General features: G+C 56.7%; 13 protein-coding genes and 1 rRNA gene. 10 read left to right on the top strand and 4 right to left on the bottom strand.

The genetic code is table 11. The annotated features are described in order from the left end of the window. Positions 1 to 202 precede the first annotated feature (202 nt). The 3 genes from rrf (at position 203) to L881_RS0100300 (ending at position 3,217) form a co-directional block, all read left to right on the top strand. A 5S ribosomal RNA gene (rrf, locus tag L881_RS0100310) occupies positions 203 to 318 on the top strand. 373 nt (positions 319 to 691) lie between these two features. After that, positions 692 to 1,546, top strand: coding sequence for a glyoxylate bypass operon transcriptional repressor IclR (gene iclR / locus L881_RS0100305; protein ID WP_025731744.1), 855 nt, complete (start codon positions 692 to 694; stop codon positions 1,544 to 1,546). Between the two features lie 222 nt (positions 1,547 to 1,768). Further along, positions 1,769 to 3,217: an NAD-dependent succinate-semialdehyde dehydrogenase gene (locus tag L881_RS0100300; RefSeq protein ID WP_025731743.1), complete on the top strand. Its 1,449-nt coding sequence runs from the start codon at positions 1,769 to 1,771 to the stop codon at positions 3,215 to 3,217. Between the two features lie 94 nt (positions 3,218 to 3,311). Here the strand turns inward: L881_RS0100300 and L881_RS0100295 are convergent, their stop codons facing one another. Continuing rightward, positions 3,312 to 3,818 carry a YchJ family protein gene (locus L881_RS0100295; RefSeq protein ID WP_034577935.1) on the bottom strand — a complete coding sequence of 169 codons (507 nt, stop codon included), beginning with the start codon at positions 3,816 to 3,818 and terminating at the stop codon, positions 3,312 to 3,314. Positions 3,819 to 3,838: 20 nt separating this feature from the next. Then, positions 3,839 to 5,575: a Na+/H+ antiporter gene (locus L881_RS0100290; RefSeq protein WP_025731741.1), complete on the bottom strand. Its 1,737-nt coding sequence runs from the start codon at positions 5,573 to 5,575 to the stop codon at positions 3,839 to 3,841. Between the two features lie 543 nt (positions 5,576 to 6,118). On the opposite strand from L881_RS0100290, the gene L881_RS0100285 reads away from it, so the two are divergent. Then, positions 6,119 to 7,513: a CitMHS family transporter gene (locus L881_RS0100285; protein WP_025731740.1), complete on the top strand. Its 1,395-nt coding sequence runs from the start codon at positions 6,119 to 6,121 to the stop codon at positions 7,511 to 7,513. A 220-nt stretch (positions 7,514 to 7,733) separates the two neighbouring features. Then, positions 7,734 to 9,131 (top strand): DNA recombination protein RmuC, encoded by a 1,398-nt coding sequence (locus L881_RS0100280; protein ID WP_025731739.1) that lies wholly within the window; start codon positions 7,734 to 7,736, stop codon positions 9,129 to 9,131. Here the strand turns inward: L881_RS0100280 and L881_RS0100275 are convergent. Further along, the gene (locus tag L881_RS0100275; protein ID WP_025731738.1) at positions 9,086 to 10,264 is read right to left on the bottom strand and encodes a glycerate kinase; all 1,179 of its coding nucleotides are present in this window, start codon (positions 10,262 to 10,264) and stop codon (positions 9,086 to 9,088) included. The genes L881_RS0100280 and L881_RS0100275 overlap by 46 nt on opposite strands. A 336-nt stretch (positions 10,265 to 10,600) precedes the next feature. Here L881_RS0100275 and L881_RS0100270 point away from each other — a divergent pair, with 336 nt between their 5' ends. The 3 genes from L881_RS0100270 to L881_RS0100255 all read left to right on the top strand — a co-directional run bounded on the left by L881_RS0100270 (position 10,601) and on the right by L881_RS0100255 (position 14,841). After that, on the top strand, positions 10,601 to 11,293 hold the full coding sequence (locus L881_RS0100270; RefSeq protein ID WP_025731737.1) for a DUF1007 family protein: 693 nt from the start codon (positions 10,601 to 10,603) through the stop codon (positions 11,291 to 11,293). After that, positions 11,278 to 12,300: a nickel/cobalt transporter gene (locus L881_RS0100265; protein WP_025731736.1), complete on the top strand. Its 1,023-nt coding sequence runs from the start codon at positions 11,278 to 11,280 to the stop codon at positions 12,298 to 12,300. The genes L881_RS0100270 and L881_RS0100265 overlap by 16 nt, the downstream gene beginning before the upstream one ends. Positions 12,301 to 12,576: 276 nt before the next feature. After that, positions 12,577 to 14,841 (top strand): TonB-dependent siderophore receptor, encoded by a 2,265-nt coding sequence (locus L881_RS0100255; RefSeq protein ID WP_025731735.1) that lies wholly within the window; start codon positions 12,577 to 12,579, stop codon positions 14,839 to 14,841. A 146-nt stretch (positions 14,842 to 14,987) separates the two neighbouring features. Here L881_RS0100255 and L881_RS0100250 read toward each other — a convergent pair whose 3' ends face one another. Beyond that, on the bottom strand, positions 14,988 to 15,836 hold the full coding sequence (locus L881_RS0100250; RefSeq protein ID WP_025731734.1) for a siderophore-interacting protein: 849 nt from the start codon (positions 15,834 to 15,836) through the stop codon (positions 14,988 to 14,990). 199 nt (positions 15,837 to 16,035) lie between these two features. Between L881_RS0100250 and L881_RS0100245 the strand changes: the two genes are divergently transcribed. Beyond that, the gene (locus L881_RS0100245) at positions 16,036 to 16,713 is read left to right on the top strand and encodes an HAD family hydrolase (protein ID WP_025731733.1); all 678 of its coding nucleotides are present in this window, start codon (positions 16,036 to 16,038) and stop codon (positions 16,711 to 16,713) included. Continuing rightward, the gene (locus tag L881_RS0100240) at positions 16,691 to 17,470 is read left to right on the top strand and encodes a formate dehydrogenase accessory sulfurtransferase FdhD (RefSeq protein ID WP_169730588.1); all 780 of its coding nucleotides are present in this window, start codon (positions 16,691 to 16,693) and stop codon (positions 17,468 to 17,470) included. Before L881_RS0100245 ends, L881_RS0100240 begins: the two co-directional genes overlap by 23 nt. The last annotated feature ends 81 nt before the right edge of the window (positions 17,471 to 17,551 follow it).

The following is a 17,551-nucleotide window of genomic DNA, read 5'->3' as shown; positions in this document are numbered from 1 at the left end:
TGCAAGGCGTTAAGCTAACGTGTACTAATGGTCCGTGAGGCTTGACCATATAACCCCAAGTGGTTAGGTTAAGCCGATGAAAGCGACAGACACCGGATACGGTGAGACGTTTCTCGCTCAGCATGATTTACCGAATTCGTTGTTGGCCGCAACCCTGTAAGGGAATGACAGTCTCTGTCTGTGGGTAACGACACCAGTTTTGCCTGACGACCTTAGCAAGCGGGCACCACCTGATCCCATGCCGAACTCAGAAGTGAAACCGCTTAGCGCCGATGGTAGTGTGGGGATTCCCCATGTGAGAGTAGGTCATCGTCAGGCATTTATTTTAAAACCCCGATCAGCATCGCTGGTCGGGGTTTTTTCTTGTCGGGATGAAAAGAAGGAAGGGCTGTTCGCGGTTGATTGCTGATAGTGCGGGGGCGGGGAAATCCTGAATGCTAGGTTTTGCCTGAATAGTCTAGTTTTATCATTGAGGCAATCGGGCACGGATAACTACGCCAAGAGCTTACCACTACCCATTCCAACGTTTTGGTGACCAATAAGGTTGATCTTGCATTCCTCCTGAAAACAGGAAAAGGGCTTGATAAAATGGCTGCCTTTATCGAGCATGCAAGGATATTGCGTTACCCCATGCCGACGTTGCCTTGCCGAGAGGCTATCGCTCCCGCTATTTTTGTCCAGGACGCTGACCGTGCCTACTTCCTCTCACCGTAACTCATCGCCACGTACTCCCTCGAAGGGAGCTGGTCAGTCATCAGGGCAGGTGCAGTCACTATCGCGAGGTCTCACGCTGCTCGAATATATTGCTGATGCTCATGGCAGTATTAGTCTGACTGATCTGGCACAGCGTGCAGGGCTGGCAAACTCCACTACTCACCGTCTGCTGTCAACGCTGGCGCAGCACGGCTTCGTGCGCCAACTGGGGGAGCAGGGGTTATGGACCATGGGCGCGCGGGCCTTCACCGTTGGGGCCAGCTTCCTGGATAGCCGCAATCTTTTGGCAATGGTACACCCCCATCTTCGCGATCTGATGGAGCGTTCTGGTGAAACGGTCAATCTGGCCGTGGTCGATCACGCGACCTTTGACGCAATCATTATTGATCAGGTGCAGTGCAACCAACTGATGCGCATGTCGGCCTCTATTGGTGGAACTTTGCCGATGCACGCATCAGGCGCGGGCAAGGCGCTGCTCTCGACGCTCAAGGACGATTACCTCACCAGGCTTCTGCATCGCAAAGGCATGCACGCCTATACGCCCCATACGCTTACCGCTCCGCAACCGCTAAAAAATGATCTGGCAGCTATTCGCAAGCGCGGCTTCTCCTTTGATGATGAAGAACATGCCCTCGGCTTACGCTGCGTGGCGGCGTGTCTGTTCAATGAATATCACGAGCCATTTGCCGCGCTGTCGATCTCAGGCCCTGGTTCCCGCATCACAGATGACCGTGTGGTCGAACTGGGTGCGCTAGTGATCAACGCTGCGCGTGAACTGACCCATCAATGGGGCGGCAGCGCCCCTGGCCCTACCGACTATTACCGTGTATAGCCGCATGCTGTTATTGCCCGTGGTTGGCCTCCTTTGGAGCGCTGGATACGCGGCCTACGACCTATAGATGTTGATTCTTCCCTTAATAAACCCAATACCCCACTATATGATGGAAATGATATAGCGGGCTGGGTACAACGGCTGGCCGAAACATTCTTTCTATCCTCCCTATCGTAAAGGCGCCGCAATCCAAACGCTCAGCCCTATTCCAAGGAGTCGGTAATGAGTAACGACGTGCAGTATCCGAACGTGCAGCTTTATATCGCTGGTCAGTGGTGTGACGCTGCTGGCGGCAAGACGCTGGATATCGTCAATCCAGCCACCGAACAGGTGATTGGTCAGCTGGCACATGCCGAACAGCCTGATCTTGATCGTGCGCTGGAGGCAGCGGAGAAAGGCTTTGAAGTATGGCGTAAAACATCGACCCTGGAACGCTACAAAATCATGCGTCGTGCGGCCGAATTGCTGCGCGAGCGTGTTGAGCATATCGCTGCGCTGATGTCGCAGGAACAGGGCAAGCCGCTTGAGCAGGCCAAGGCTGAAACCCAAGGGGCCGCTGATACCATTGACTGGTTTGCTGAAGAAGGGCGGCGTGCCTATGGGCAGGTGGTCCCCTCGCGTGATTTCGACGTTCAGCAGCTCACCATCAAGCAGCCGGTAGGGCCTGTCGCTGCCTTCACGCCCTGGAACTTCCCGATCAATCAGGTGGTGCGCAAGCTATCGGCGGCGGTGACCACTGGCTGTTCCATTATTGTCAAAGCACCGGAAGAGACTCCAGCTTCTCCCGCTGAGCTGATTCGCGCCTTTGCCGATGCCGGTGTTCCCGCAGGCGTTATCAACCTGGTCTATGGCGTACCGGCTGATATTTCCGAATATCTGATTCCACACCCGACCATTCGCAAGATCTCCTTCACCGGTTCCACGCCAGTCGGTAAGCATCTCGCGGCCCTGGCGGGACAGCACATGAAGAAAGTGACCATGGAGCTGGGTGGTCACGCGCCAGTGATTATCTGTGACGATGCTGATGTTGAGCTGGCAGCCAAGCAGATGGCGGCGGCCAAGTTCCGCAACTGTGGTCAGGTGTGCATTTCGCCTACACGCTTTTTGATTCAGGAAGGCGTGTATGACAAGTTCGTCGAACTGTTTCTCAAGGAATTCGAACAAGCGAAGGTGGGCACCTGGGACGAAGAGGGCGTTACTGTTGGGCCGTTAGCCAATGAACGCCGTGCGCCGGTATTGTCGAAGCTTGTCGAGGATGCGCGTCAGCGCGGAGCCAAGGTACTCGCGGGCGGCAATGCTATTGAGGGCACCGGCTACTTCTTCCAGCCCACTGTCCTGGCGCATGTGCCGGTGGATGCCGATATCATGACTGAAGAGCCGTTTGGCCCGATTGTGATCGCCAACAGTTTCAAAACGCTGGATGACGCTATCACCGAGGCGAACCGGCTACCCTACGGGCTGGCTGCCTACGCTTACACCAACGGCTTCAGCAATGCTCAGCGCCTTGGGCGTGATGTTGAAACCGGCATGCTCACCCTCAACCATAATGGCTTGTCTATTCCTGAAGTGCCGTTTGGCGGCGTGAAGGATTCAGGGTACGGCACAGAAGGTGGCAGCGAGGCGATCGACGCCTATCTTGTGACCAAGCTGGTGACTCAGAAAGCGCTTTGATGCCGCAATAAAGACACCTGAATGAAAGAGGCCGTCGCAGTTCAACTGCGGCGGCCTCTTTGCGTATTAGAAGGAGAATGTAGAGGATGGAAGATCAGACGGCACAACAGCGCTTGTATTTTTTCCCGCTGCCGCATGGGCAAGGCCCGTTACGCGAAGGAGTGGACGATGCGCTGGCCGGTACAAGGGTACCGCTTAGATAGAACCAGCGTCCCGATTCGCGGATAAAGCGCGAGCGCTCTTGCAGACACTCCTTTACCGCGGGCTGACCCGCTGGCGCCGGCGCCGAAAAGTGGGCACGAAACTCCACTCTGGCCTTATCGCCTTGCTGGCGGCTGTCCAGAATTTCCAGACCGTGCCAGTCAACCTCGCGCTTCGATAGCATCGCAGTATCCAGCTGTGCCTTTTCGCTGGCACTATCGTGCCAGGTGGCCAGCAGGTAGTCGCCCAAACCGCCGAGGGCAAAGGCGCTGTAGCGGGATCGCATCAGCGCCTCAGCGGAGTCGGCAACGGCATCGCCTTGGTGCAGGGGCGCGCAGCACGCCGCGTAAGTTTGTCCACTTTGGCAGGGGCAGTCGTTGATGCTGTTATCCGAGGTCATTGATGCTGACTTCCTTTTGCCTAGTGACCATCATCAATATTGGCCAGCAGCGACGTTTCACGCAGATCCACCTCGCGCACCAGCTTGCGCAGCACTTCATCATTGATGCGGTTGTGACTACGCAGGCTGTAGTACTCGGAGCGTTCTGCATGCAGCGCTTGCTCCATCAGCTGACGCCACACTTGATGGTTGTAGCTTGAACGCACCTCTTCCTCATCATCAGAGCCTTGTTGCTGGTCGGCAATACGCTCGCGATAGGCATTCATCAGCTGCGTACTCTGCTCTGCATAGATCAGGATACGGTCATCCTTGCTTTTGACATCGGCATCATCGGAGGTCGGGCTGGCCGCGTGAGCTTCTCCGGCGTTGGTGGCTTCTACCCAATCGTGACGGCATTTTTCGATGTGACGAATGGCAGCCTCGGCGGCTCTCTTGCGTGCCCAGGACTCTTCACGATCCTCGCTGGTATCACGGGGAAGGTCGAGATTTTTCAGCAGCAGGGGCATCCCGATACTGCCGCTCAGCAGCGTCAGCAGAATAACGCCGGTCGCGATGAAGATCAGCAGATCGCGCTCGGGGAAGGGCGTGCCATCAAGCAGGGTTTGCGGGAACGAGAGTGCGGCTGCCAGCGTAATAGTGCCGCGAATACCCGCCAGGGTAGTTACAAAGGAGAGGCGAATGGGGAAGGGCGGAACTTCCTTCCCCTTGATGCGTTTCAATGTGCGTGAGGTGAACAGCACCAGTATGATCCACAGGAAACGCATCACCATCAGCGCCAGCGTGATAACCAGCACATATTCGCACAGCGTAGCGAGGTGCCAGTAGCCACCTCCGCCATGGGTAGATGCGTGGAAGGCTCCACCAATGATGTTGGGAAGCTGGAAGCCGAGCAGCAGGAACACCAGAGAGTTCAGTACAAACTCGATCATTTCCCACATGCTGCGGGTTTTAAGGCGTGTCTGGATCTGATCCTGACGCTTGAGATCGGTGTAGTTGACCATCAGACCCGCAGCAACTGCGGCGAGAATGCCTGACATGCCGAAGTGCTCGGCCAGGAAGTACACGGCAAACGGCAGCAGTAGCTGGAGCAGAACAATCTGGGTGGCCGATTTTTCACCGCCATGGCGATCAATCAGGCGGGTACGTACCTGACTGAATAGCCAGGCGCAAATGGCACCAAGCAATAGGCCGCCAAAAGCGATAAACACGAAACTGGTGGAAGCCTGACTGATCGAGGAAGCGCCGGTAAGCGCGGCTGCAACCGCAAACTTGAACGCTACCAGGCCCGATGCATCATTCATCAGCGACTCGCCTTCCAGCACCCGCATAAGGCGCGGGGGCACCGGCAAGCGCCCTGAAATGGCGGATACGGCTACCGCATCGGTAGGCGACAGCACCGCCGCCAGCGCCAGCGCAATGGGCAGGGAGATGGCTGGAATCATCCAGTTAATCAGATAGCCCACGGCAATCACGGTGACCAGCACCAATCCGAAAGCCAGCGCCAGTATCTGCTTGCGCAGTGCCATCAGCTCACGCTGGGGAAACCGGCGCGCATCGGAGAAGAGCAAGGGCGCAATAAACAGCAGCAGGAAAAGTTCCGGCTCAAGGCTGACGTGAATTCCCTGCGCCGGCCATGCCAGCACGGCCCCGAAGGCAATCTGCACGAGCGGTATAGGCAGCGATGGCAGGAACCGGGCCGCAATACCAGTAGCAGAAGCGATAAACAGCAATATTAGAACGAGGTAAGTAGTTTCCATGCGTAGCCAGTTTCACGGTGTATCTGGGAGGATGATAAACAAGGTTGCCCGAGGCGCACCAATTTCGCGATTGCCCATCGGACGCTCAGCCTGATGTTGATCTCCGACTGTATCAAACGATGGGATACAGTGCAGATTGTGGCGGTGCCACTCTTCACTGTTGCAAGGCAGCAGCCCCAGTGAATTCTGGCACGAGCCTATGCTATCGAACCTGCTTACTATAGCGTTTTTATCTTCGCTCTTCAGCTTCCACTTGGCCGGATAGCGGATATTTGCCGGCTCGCAAGCGCCTGAAGTGAATGGGTGGCGTGCCCTGTTCAACGGCCGAGTATCAGCGCTTAAAGCTAGCCTTAAGATTCTGCGGAAAATATCGGCACAGCCCTGTTTATCGCTCCTGGATGAAGGGTGTCGGCATTCGCTGAGCGCAAGTAACCCCCTTCTTTCGCTCTGCCCCTCTTCACCTTTGGTATAGGGGGCATATACCAGTGGCCCGACTGTGGTTAATGTCGCCTCTCATTAGAATTAAAAAGGGTGTGGAAGAAGATGTTGACAGTCGTAGGTTTGGCCATTATTGCGGTTATTGTGGCTGCGCTGCTTACCGAAAAACTCAGCCCCATAGTGGCGCTCAGTGTAGTGCCAGTGGTCGGGGCGCTTATTGTGGGCTTCTCGCTGAACGAGATCGGAGGATTTGTCGAAGCCGGCATTACGAAGGTAGCGAACGTTGCCTTCATGTTTATGTTCGCAGTGCTGTTTTTCAGCATCATGAAAGACAGCGGGGTTTTCGACCCCATCGTTAACGGCGTCATCAAGCTGACCCGCGGTAACGTGATTCTGGTCGCCATGATGACACCTCTGCTGGCGGCCATTGTGCACCTTGATGGCTCGGGTGCTGCTACCTTCCTGATTATCATCCCCGCGCTGCTGCCGCTCTATCAGCGTCTGGGCATGCGTCCGGTGCTGATGCTGATGCTCGCAGCGCTCTCCATGGGGGTAATGAACATGGTGCCATGGGGCGGGCCGATCGGTCGCGCCGCAGCGGTTACCGGGGTAAGTCCTGCGGAGTTATGGCATGACCTGTTGCCTGTGCAGCTGTTGGGTGTCGCGGGTGCGATGGTAGTGGCGGCAGGATACGGCTATCGTGAGCAGCGCCGTATCAAGCGTAACAAGGCGGCAATGCCTCATATTGTTGGTGAACTTCCCATCCCCGCCGAAGCGGTGCGTAGCGTGAGCTGGCGTACCGGCTTCCTGCCTAGTCTGAAGCGTTTGCAGCGACGTGCGGCAGTGCAGTACAGCGGTGTTGACATGAGCGCGCCCGCCAAAGGCATGCCGCGCCATTTCTGGCTCAATCTGGTGCTGATTCTGGTCGTGGTCGCGCTGCTGGCGAAAGGTGTCTTGCCGCCGGCACTGGTCTTCATGCTTGCGCTGAGCCTCAGCTTTGCCATCAATGTGCGCAAGCCCTCCGATCAGGCGGCAATGATCAAACTCCATGCTCCGCAAGCGTTCAATATGGGCGCTATTATTGCAGCAGCGGGGGTCTTCCTCGGTATTCTTGATAAAGGGGGCATGCTGACCTCCATTGCGCGTGATATCACGTCGCTGATGCCCGCAGATGCGCTGGGATGGGTGCACGTTGCGGTAGGTATTTTCGGTGTACCGTTGGATATGCTGACCAGCACCGACGCCTATTACTTCGCCATTCTGCCCGTGGTGCAGGAGATTACGGGACCGGCTGGCATTGATGCCAAATCGGTCGTATACGCACTGGCGATAGGCAATAACGCAGGTACGTTTGTTAGCCCGTTTGCACCGGCAGTATGGCTGGCGGTGGGGCTGTCCGGCGTCTCGATGGGCAAGCATCTGAGATTTGCCTTCCCGGTCATATGGCTGTTCAGTCTCTACCTGCTGCTACTTGGCGGGCTGATGGGGCTTTATTTCTAAGCGTAGAGTAGTTCCACTGCGCGCCCTGCGGGGAAGTAAGTGGGTATCGCGTGAGGCTGCGGCAATAACATTGCTGTGGCCTCACGCTTTTTTTGCGATCCCTCTGGTGGAATAACGGTCTCTCGGTATCTGTAGAAACGATTGGCAGGCCGATGAATTCTGCTATTCATGCATTCCGCGCCATGATCGCTATACTGAGCGCTCATGCGAGGAGAGTGGAATGTCGGAAGCACATATGACGCTGATGCTGGTTGGGGTATTGGCACTGGCAATAGGTGCGCTGCTGGGCGTGCGATGGGCTCGCAGTGGGCCGGCAGGTGCTCTGAAGGAGCAGCAGGCTCGTTATGATGAAATGGAGCAGGCACTGGCCGAGAGCCGTGACGCTCATCATGAGGCGGAGCGTTTTCTGGCCGAACGAGAAGCGCTGCTGGAACGAGAGCGCGATCATACGGCGATGCTGGTGCAGCAGCAGCGGCAGACCGAGCAGGAAAATGTGAATTTGCGCACCCGCGTGGCCGAGCTTGAAACGTCGCTGCACAAGGATCAGGCCCACTATCAGGAGCGTGTCGCTCTGCTGGAACAAGCGCGCGATCAGCTGAAAACCGAATTCCAGCAGTTGGCAGGCAAGATATTTGATGAACGCAGCCAGCGCTTTGCCACCCAAAGCCGCTCTGATTTGACCGCGATGCTGACACCGCTGCGAGAGCAGCTTCAGGAATTTCGCTCTCGTCTCGAAGGCATCAACGAAAAGGACATTCAGCGCCAATCAAGCCTGCGCGCGCAGCTTGAGCAGTTGGGCGCGCTTAACCGCCAGATCAGCGAAGATGCCACCAATTTGACCAAGGCGCTCAAGGGCGACAGCAAGATGCAGGGGCAGTGGGGCGAACTGATGCTGGAAACCGTGCTGGAGCGTTCGGGACTGCGCAAGGGCATCGAGTATCAGCGTGAAGTCGCCTTTACCACGGATGAAGGGCGGCGACGGCCCGATGCCATTATCAAACTCCCCGAACAGCGCCATTTGGTCGTTGATGCCAAGGTGTCACTGCACGCATACGGTGACTACATTGCCGCCGAAGACGAAGCTGCCCGCGCTCAGGCATTGAAGCGTCACTTGCGCTCGGTGCGGGCACATATGGAGGGGCTGGCGAGCCGCGACTATGCCCGTCTTCCGGGGCTTAATTCACCTGATATGGTGTTTCTGTTCATGCCCATCGAGGCAGCGTTCTCGCTGGCTTTTGAGCATGACGATCAGCTTTTCCATGATGCGTTTGCACGGAATGTGGTGATTGTCACGCCAACCACGCTATTGGCAAGCCTGCGCACGGTCGCCAATCTGTGGCGTCTTGAACAGCATAACGAAAATGCGCGCTTGATCGTGAAGCGCGGTGAGCGATTGCTCGACAAGTTTGTCGGCTTTGTCGAGAGTCTGAACGATATCGGCACGCATCTGGCGCGAGCCAACGCCAGCCAGCAGCAGGCGCTCAAGCGCTTGTCGGAAGGGCAGGGCAGCCTGGTCAGCCAGGCACAGGCCCTGAGCCGACTGGGGGTACGCAGCAAGAAACCGCTTCCCTCTTATGAGGGCGAGGATGGCGATGAGGAGGAGAGCGACATCTCTTGAGCTGCGCGCCATAGGCGGATTATCTCTTCAGCACGGTCGGCGAGCGCCGCGGCGGTTTTGGGCAGCACTTCCTCAAGCGATGCCGGGCCATCCGCCAGCGCAAAGGCCGCTGTAATGCCTTCATCGTGAACACCCTGCCAGCCGTCGCCCAGCTTGCCTACCAGCGCTACGCATGGAATGCCGTGCTTTTTCGCCAAACGCGCCGCGCCTACCGGTGTTTTTCCCCCCAGACTTTGGGCGTCAAGACTGCCTTCCCCGACAATCACCAGCTGAGCATCCGGCAGTAACGCTTCAAAGTTCAGCACCTCCGTGACCAGCTCTATTCCGGGGCGCAGTTCGGCATTCAGAAACGCACTGGCGGCGAAGCCCATGCCGCCAGCAGCCCCGGCTCCCGCGACAGTGCTATCGTCACGGCCCAGCACCTGTTGGCTGATGGTTGAGAGCTGCTGGAGCGCACGGTCCAGCTCGGCAACGGTACTCTCGTTGGCGCCCTTTTGCGGGCCAAACACTGCACTGGCCCCCTGTTCGCCTGTAAGCGGATTATTGACATCAACGGCTGCCTGAATGTTGATTTGCTGTAGGCGTGGGTCCAGCGCTGACAGGTCGATCTCTGCCAGATGCGCAAGCGCCGCACCGCCGGGGGGCAGCTCTTCTCCGTCACTATCCAGAAAACGTGCGCCCAGCGCGCTGAGCATGCCCGTGCCGCCGTCGTTGGTAGCACTACCGCCTAACGTGAGTATCAGGTGGTCGATCTGGTGATCCAGAGCGGCGCGAATCAGTTCGCCAACGCCGTAGGTGGTCGTGATACGGGCATCGCGTTCGTTTGGCGCCAACTGTTGCAAACCGGCAGCCTCCGCCAGTTCGATGATCGCCGTGCTAACGCCGTCTTGATCAATTAGCCCCCACCTGGCAGTCGTTGGGCGACCAAGGGCATCCTTGACGTCCAACTGCTGTGGCTCAGCTCCGGAAGCGTGCAGAATCGCTTCCAGAGTCCCTTCACCACCGTCCCCGAGGGGGCAAAGGCAGGTGGTTGCATTGGCATATCCACGCTTAACGCCCTCTGCGATCGCGGCTGCTGCATCGCTGGCGGCAAGTGCATCCTTGTAGCTGTCTGGAGCAATAACGACGCGCATAGTGGCTCTCCCCTAGAAGGTTTGGGTATTCACTCACCTTTAGCACAAAGCAGCGACTCTCTCCTAACAATGGATGATCTCTTTCTTATCCTTACAGGAAGGTGCATGCCGTAAACTATTGGCCACTGCCTGCCTGATAGAGAGAAATCAGTGGGTTAAAGTCTGTCTGGAGTGAAATGGAGCAGGTTCACCTTCTCAATCGTGCACTATGGAGAAGGGCGTCACCTATGGCGCGAGTCGTTAAAAATGGAGCGGTACAATTATCGCTGGGGCGTCCTCTGTGCAGAAGGTTGAGTGGCTCTAGCGTTCGATAAATTAATGAAGGTGCAGCGGCACATGTTCGAATCGAAAAGTGTTATATTGTATCGTATTTTCGCTGGTGCAAGACTAGCCCTGCTGGCTCTTTCAAGCGTGGCGCTGCTGGCGGGTGTCTGTTCGCCGGCGATTGCTCACCCGCATAGCTGGGTTGATTACCGCACCGAGGTACATTTCAACGATAGCGGCGAGGTGATAGCGCTACGCGAAGTCTGGCTCATGGACCCTATGTACAGCATGTCGCTGATTGAAGAGATGCGAAACGATGGCAAGGAGGGGCAGCAGCGGCTGGCGGCTGATGTAAACCGTACCTTGTCAAAAGGTCACTACCTCACCCATCTGTTCAGTGGCGATACGTCTGGGAAGGAGCTGCCCATTGGCAAGGTCAAACCGCCTCGCGTGGAACAGTCGGGCCAGCGCATCATCATCAGTTTCGACGTACCGCTCAAGAAACCTCTGGCGGTCAGTGCGGAGCATCCGTTTTCCTACCAGGTGTACGACAGTACCTACTATGTTGAATTTCTTCACGATCCTGATGATATTCCGATCGAACTCGTCAATGCGCCGCAAGGCTGTTCGGCGGAGGTTAAGTCAGCCGATCCCGACCCCGCACTGGTTGCCAAGGCTGCCATGATTGACCAACAGGGACAGGCACCCGATGGACTGGGGCGTTTCTTCAGCGATACAGGAGTGGTGTCATGTCGCGGCGAGTAGGCATCATGGCGGTTATTGTGGTGCTGGCGATTGTGCTGCTGTGCAGCCTGCCTTTTTTTGACCACCTCTACGGCACATTCATTATCAAGGTATTGAACTGGCAGCGGCACTTTCATCGTCAGTTGGTGGGCAACCTTGTCTCCTTTACGCAACTGCCCTCCATGATATTGGCGGGCGCCCTGGCGTTTTTAAGCTTTGGTTATGGTGTGTTCCACGCCGCAGGGCCGGGTCACGGCAAGGCGGTCATTACCAGCTATCTGGCGACCCAGCAGCGTCATGTAGGGCGAGGAATTGCGCTCTCCATGCTGGCGGCATTTTTGCAGGCACTGGTCGCTATTGCAGCAGTCTCCATTCTGGTACTGGGGCTAGGAGTCGCGACGCTGCGGGCCGTTGCCAGCACTCGCTATCTGGAGCTGCTGAGCTTTGGATTGGTGATGGTGCTGGGTGTGTGGCTCATGGCACGGGCATGGCGAAAGCTGCGTCGTTTAAGGCGCCTACCCACGCGCTATACGGGGCTTGAATGGCAGCCCGCCTCGACAGCGCCCTCCAACGCTCTAACGATGAAGGGGGCGACGCCGCCGCTACAGGGAGAAGTGTGCCACTGCTGTGCTGGGCATCATGTCGATACCACGGCGCTGGGCGTAAGCTGGCGCGATGATCTTCTGGCGGTGCTGGCGATGGGCATGCGGCCCTGTAGTGGCGCTCTGCTGGTGCTGGGTGTTGCGGCGTTGATGGGGCAGTGGATGATTGGGGTGATGGCCGTGCTGGCGATGGCGCTGGGTACAGGGCTTACCGTGTCGATGCTGGCGATACTGACGGTTTTTGCCCGCAAGTTGGTACTGCGTGTCATGGTGGGAAAAGAGTCACAACGGCAGCGGTGGGCGGAAACCGGTTGCTGGGTGGCCCTAGCGGGTGGTGCCTTGCTGGTGTTTTGGGGGGGAACACTGGCGTGGACGGCGTGGAATACCACCGCTGCTGGCTCGATACTCGGTTTTCAAATGTCCTGATGCGCCTCCGTGCGGGCCAGAAATGGCCATCAGCCCATGGATTTCTCTATCCCGCGCGCCCGCCTATCGCCAGGGAGAAGAAAAGCGTTCAGCTAACTCCTTGAATACTTAATTGAAACCCTTGAAGGACCACATGTAGGCGATAAGTATAATCGTAATGGAATTGATAAACGTTATCATTTGTTGTTTAATCGTAAAACAAAACAACATTACCGCTCATTGGCGGTGCGGTACTTCAAACCATCACACTACACACGCTTCAAGGGATCAGTATCAATGGATAATCTCCGTTGTCAGTGTCTGCGCGCGCTTTCTTGCGTTGTTTTCGGTGCAGTAAATATTTACGCCTCGCCGTTGGTGCTGGCACAGCAAACAAATGCGACGCCCAACGCGTCAGCGCCTACCAGTGCCAGTGAGGCGGATGCCGATTCAGGCTCCACGCGTCTTGATACCATCACCGTTACCGGTAACCAGCTTTATCGCATGCAGCCCAGCGAGCAGACCAAGGGGTATGCGGTCAGCGCTGCCACGGTTGGCACCAAAACGCCTGCCGCGCTGCGTGATATTCCGCAGTCGATCAGCGTAATAACACGCGATGCCATGCAAGATCAGAACTTCCATACCCTCGATGAAGTCGCCCGTAAAACGCCTGGCCTGCGTATTCTTCCCAATGACGCGGGGCGTTCTTCCATCTACTCGCGCGGTTATGAATACAACGAATACGACATTGATGGCCTGCCTGCGCCGATGGCAAGTATCAACGGCACCCTGCCTGATGTCGGTGTATTTGACCGTGCTGAAATCCTGCGCGGCCCCTCTGGGCTTTTCAATAGCACCAGTGAGCTGGGCGGTATCGTGAATATGGTGCTGAAGCGCCCGACCGATACCTTTCAGGGCAAGGTCACCGGCAGTTACGGTAGCTGGAACCAGCGCTACCTGGAAGCCGATCTTTCAGGCCCTTTGAATAAATCAGGCACCGTGCGCGGTCGCATGGTGGTCTCGAACAATAAAACCGACGGTTTTTCCAAGCATAACGACAACACCTCGAACAACTTCTTTGGCACGATTGAAGCTGATCTGGATGATGCGACCACGGCGCGCGTCAGTTTTCTGCGCAACGATCGTGACATGTCGCCCAGCAATGGTAATCCGACCCGCAACGGTAAGCTGATTCACTATCCGCGCAACAAATACTTCGGTGGCAAGTGGAACGATTTCAGCAGCCAGCAGAATGACTGGATTGGCGAGCTGACCCACTATTTCGAAAATGGCGGTGTAGGCCATATCGGGGCGCGTTACTCCAACCGTAATACTGATTACAACTACGCCTTTGCCGGTGGGAAGGGTGTGAATGAAAACAATCAGGTGACTGCTGCCGGTACTTCAGCATCCGTCAGTCAGCACTCGCTGGCACTGGATGCCAGCTATAGCCAGCCGTTCGGCACCTTCGGCAATGTCAGTGAATTTGTCGTGGGCACCGACTACAAGCGCTATGCCACCGAAACTGAAACCGGCAAGTCGCAGAATATTTATGGCGCGTCAGATCGGAAAGCGGGTGTCGATTCCACAAGCGCTGGCTTCCGCGGTGTCGATCATTTTGATGACATCAGCTATGTCAATATTCTGGGATCAGCGCGCCAGGGCGTGGGCGGCTTTAAATACCATAATGGCCGCGAAACCCACGAAGAGTACGGTCTGTATGGCAAGCTGACATTCCGCCCGTTTGAGCCGTTAGCCTTGATTGCCGGCGGCCGCTTGAGTTCGTATCGCGTCAACTCTCGCGTTTATGCTGATTCCGATACCGGTGATATCAACGCTCATCGCAAGGATGATGCCAAGTTCACTCCCTATGCCGGGATGGTGCTTGACCTGGGCGATCACCATTCGCTCTACGCCAGCTATTCGCAGGTATTCGATCCTCAGACCGACACCGATAAAAACGGCAATCTGATTGAGCCGCGCAAGGGCGAGCAGTATGAAGTGGGCATCAAGGGTAGTTATCTTGATGACAAGCTGAATGCGCGAGTTAGCTTGTACCGCATGTACGACAAAAACCGTGCAACCAGCGTACAGGATACCTCGGCCAGCTATAACTCGGCAGTAGGCAAAACCCGTAACCAGGGGGTCGAAGTAGAAGTGACCGGCAGTATCACCCCGCAGTGGGACGTGATTGCTGGCTATAGCTACCTGGATACCAAGGTCAAGTCGGGAGATGATGAAGCGACCTTCCTGCTGATGCCGAAAAACACCTACAACCTGTGGACGCAGTACGCCTTTGACAGTGGCTGGCTCAACCACTTCACCATGGGTGGCGGTATCAACGGCATGAGCAGCTTCCACTCAAGTCAGGGCGTGAATGCACCGGGCTATGCGACAGTCGATACCATGTTCGCATATGACTTCACTTCCAACCTGCGCGGCCAGCTCAACGTGAACAATATTTTCGACCGGAAATATTACGAGCGCGTTGGTGGACTCGGCACATTCAACATCTATGGAGCGCCACGCAGTGCAGTAGCCTCACTTAGCTACAGCTTCTGACCGGTTGGGCAAGGTGGCTGTCGCCGCCTTGCCTGCTGCTCTGTACACATATAAAAATATCGCCCCGCCGATAACCTCGGCGGGGCGATATTTTATTGGCTTATGATGAGTGGAGTGATAGCAACGGGCCGGAAATAGTGGGCGTGCTATAGCTCATCCATGACACGGTGGCGCTCGCTGTGATAAGCCTCTTCATTGAGGCTTTCCTTCCAATAGGGAACGGCATAGAGCATCGGCTTGGCTAACCCGTAGCGTTCACGCAGCAATTTACGCAGCTCAATGACCACGCTGTTTTCGCCCGCCACCCATGCTTGCAGGGAGGCTTCTGCGGGGATTTCCAGCGCACTCAAGGCGTTGTACAGGAGATGCGATTGGCTGGGAGCCGCCGCGCCGCGCACCAGCCAGGTAATACCGACGCCTTGAGGATGGCGCAGCGCCTGCTTTTCGCTCTCATCGGGGATTTCGATAAACGCGTGGCCCTGGGCATCCTCAGCGAGATGTTCAAGAATTGCGGCAATACCTGGTAGCGCGCTGGTATCACCCGCCAGCACCATATAATCCGCTTCTTTTATCATCGGCAGAGGGCCAGCGGGGCCGACAACACCGACCTGATCGCCGGGAGCGCAGTTCAGCGCCCAGTAACAGGCGGGGCCGTGATCGGCGTGGAGCACGAAATCAACCGCCAGCTCGCCATTGCGCAGGTGGCGTACCGTATACGTGCGTACAATTGGCTTTTTCTTGCCTTCCGGCCATACCGGCCCCTTGTCGGTCAGGATAGGCAACGTAGGCTCTGACTCACCCGGATGCGGCAGCATCAGCTTGATGTGTGCTGCATAGCTGTGCTCATTGTAGCCTTCAAGAGAAGGGGCGGTCAGAACAACGCGCATCATTTGTGGAGTAACGCGCTGCTTGTCAACGACTGTCATCAGTCGGGCAGCCCGCTTGCGCTTAGGCGGGGGAGGTGCAGCCTTGCTGACAGTCGTGGCCTGATCCATGGGCGGGCTCCGGAAGAGTCTTTCGAGTAAGGGTTATCGGCGCTCAAGGGTACTATTGTTGAGAACGGTTATCAAAAGTAGTTTTTCGCATCCCCGTCAATTTTGCACCAGGAAGGCGGTGCAGATGTGGTTGAATAGTGAAATATATCCCTTTTAAAGCAGCAAATAGCCGCAACCAATGGCGGTTTCAGGAGTTCGAATGGCGCTCAACGCAATCTTGTTTGATTTTGACGGCACCCTTGCCAATACCGAGGAAGCGCATTGGCGCGTGTGGAATACCCTGCTGGGGCACTATAACTGCGCCTTGAGCGCGGAGGAGTTTGCTGCGCATTACACGGGACTGCCGGTATATGCCACCGTGGAGAGGCTGATTGAGCAGTTTCAGCTTCCCGTAGGGGTTGAAGAGCTGGTGCAGCAAAAGGTCGATACCACCATCGAGGTATTTGGCAAGGAGCCGCCGCAGCTTATGCCTCATGTAATCGAGGTGCTGGAGTGGGCAACGGCAGCGGGGCTGCGTATGGCTATCGTGACGGGGTCTGGTCGTGGAGAGCTGGATGCCGTATGTAACGCCTATGGGCTTTATCGCTTCTTCGAACACAGCGTTACCCGCAATGATGTAACGCATACAAAGCCCGATCCCGAATGTTATCTGAAGGCGCTTTCATTGATGAAGCTGAATGCCGCCGAAGCGATCGCCGTGGAAGATACCTCGTTCGGCGTGCTCTCCGCGGATGCTGCGCAGCTTGAAGTGATCGCCGTGCCGCACGAACAGTCGCGCGGTCAGGATTTTGGTGCAGCCATCCATGAAGCCGATGGACTGCTCGACGCCATTGAGTGGATCAAGGGTCATCGTCTTGAGTCGAATCACGATGGCTGAAGCGCCCGCTTCCGGTGTGATTGATCGACGTGATGTGCCTATTGAGGCGCTGGCCGGGCCGCGAGAGCTGCCGATCACGCTCGCGTTGAACGAGGTCGATTACGCCACGGTGCTGGCAACTCCCGATCAGCTGGAGCCGTGGGCGCTCGGGTTTTGCTTCGCTGAAGGGCTGATCGAGCAAGGCAGTGATATTCACGGCTTCACTACTGAACGCTTGCGCCATGGATTATTGCTGCGCGCGCAGGTAGATGCACGTCTGGCGCGTCTGGCTCAGGAGCAGCGCAGGGTAGGCGCTTCAATGAGTAGCTGCGGTCGCTGTGGAACGGCTTCCGAAGCGCTGCTGATGTATGGATTGCAGCAGTTGCCTGATCGGCCTTTGGTCGCCGAGGAGCATCTGCGGAGCGCTCTGGAGCACCTTCAACAGCAGCGTCAGGTAGGGCTGCATACGGCGCTCGGCGTTGATGGTCAGGGGCAGCTTCTAGGTTGCGCGCATGATATCGGGCGTCACAATGCGATTGATAAGGTGATCGGTAGCGGCCTTGCCAGCGGCACGATGCCATCGCTCCTGGTGGTTTCCAGCCGCTGTAGCATTGAGCTGGTGCAGAAGGCTGTGCGTGCCGGCGTTACGGCGCTGGCGTGTGTTTCGATGCCTTCGGCGCTCTCGGTAGAGATCGCGCGGTTATGCCAGCTACAGCTTTACTACTGCCGTCGCAACGCGCCTATCGAACTTTTTGGCGGTGGAAGCGCTCACCCGTAACTCTCCCGCAAGCTCATCAAGACTACTCACCGAGACTAAAGACGAGTTGCAATCAGGCAGGATGGCGCCGCACCCATTGCC

Origin of the sequence: Carnimonas nigrificans ATCC BAA-78 (assembly GCF_000526695.1) — a bacterium.
GTDB lineage: Bacteria > Pseudomonadota > Gammaproteobacteria > Pseudomonadales > Halomonadaceae > Carnimonas > Carnimonas nigrificans.
This window is presented reverse-complemented; position numbering and strand designations above follow the sequence as displayed.

Excerpts from the sequence above, each read along its gene's own strand:
- L881_RS0100290 (WP_025731741.1), bottom strand. The coding sequence starts at position 5,575 with ATGGAAACTACTTACCTCGTTCTAATATTGCTGTTTATCGCTTCTGCT.
- L881_RS0100275 (WP_025731738.1), bottom strand. The coding sequence starts at position 10,264 with ATGCGCGTCGTTATTGCTCCAGACAGCTACAAGGATGCACTTGCCGCC.
- L881_RS0100270 (WP_025731737.1), top strand. The coding sequence starts at position 10,601 with ATGTTCGAATCGAAAAGTGTTATATTGTATCGTATTTTCGCTGGTGCA.
- L881_RS0100300 (WP_025731743.1), top strand. The coding sequence starts at position 1,769 with ATGAGTAACGACGTGCAGTATCCGAACGTGCAGCTTTATATCGCTGGT.
- L881_RS0100245 (WP_025731733.1), top strand. The coding sequence starts at position 16,036 with ATGGCGCTCAACGCAATCTTGTTTGATTTTGACGGCACCCTTGCCAAT.
- L881_RS0100280 (WP_025731739.1), top strand. The coding sequence starts at position 7,734 with ATGTCGGAAGCACATATGACGCTGATGCTGGTTGGGGTATTGGCACTG.
- L881_RS0100255 (WP_025731735.1), top strand. The coding sequence starts at position 12,577 with ATGGATAATCTCCGTTGTCAGTGTCTGCGCGCGCTTTCTTGCGTTGTT.
- L881_RS0100265 (WP_025731736.1), top strand. The coding sequence starts at position 11,278 with ATGTCGCGGCGAGTAGGCATCATGGCGGTTATTGTGGTGCTGGCGATT.
- L881_RS0100250 (WP_025731734.1), bottom strand. The coding sequence starts at position 15,836 with ATGGATCAGGCCACGACTGTCAGCAAGGCTGCACCTCCCCCGCCTAAG.
- L881_RS0100295 (WP_034577935.1), bottom strand. The coding sequence starts at position 3,818 with ATGACCTCGGATAACAGCATCAACGACTGCCCCTGCCAAAGTGGACAA.
- L881_RS0100285 (WP_025731740.1), top strand. The coding sequence starts at position 6,119 with ATGTTGACAGTCGTAGGTTTGGCCATTATTGCGGTTATTGTGGCTGCG.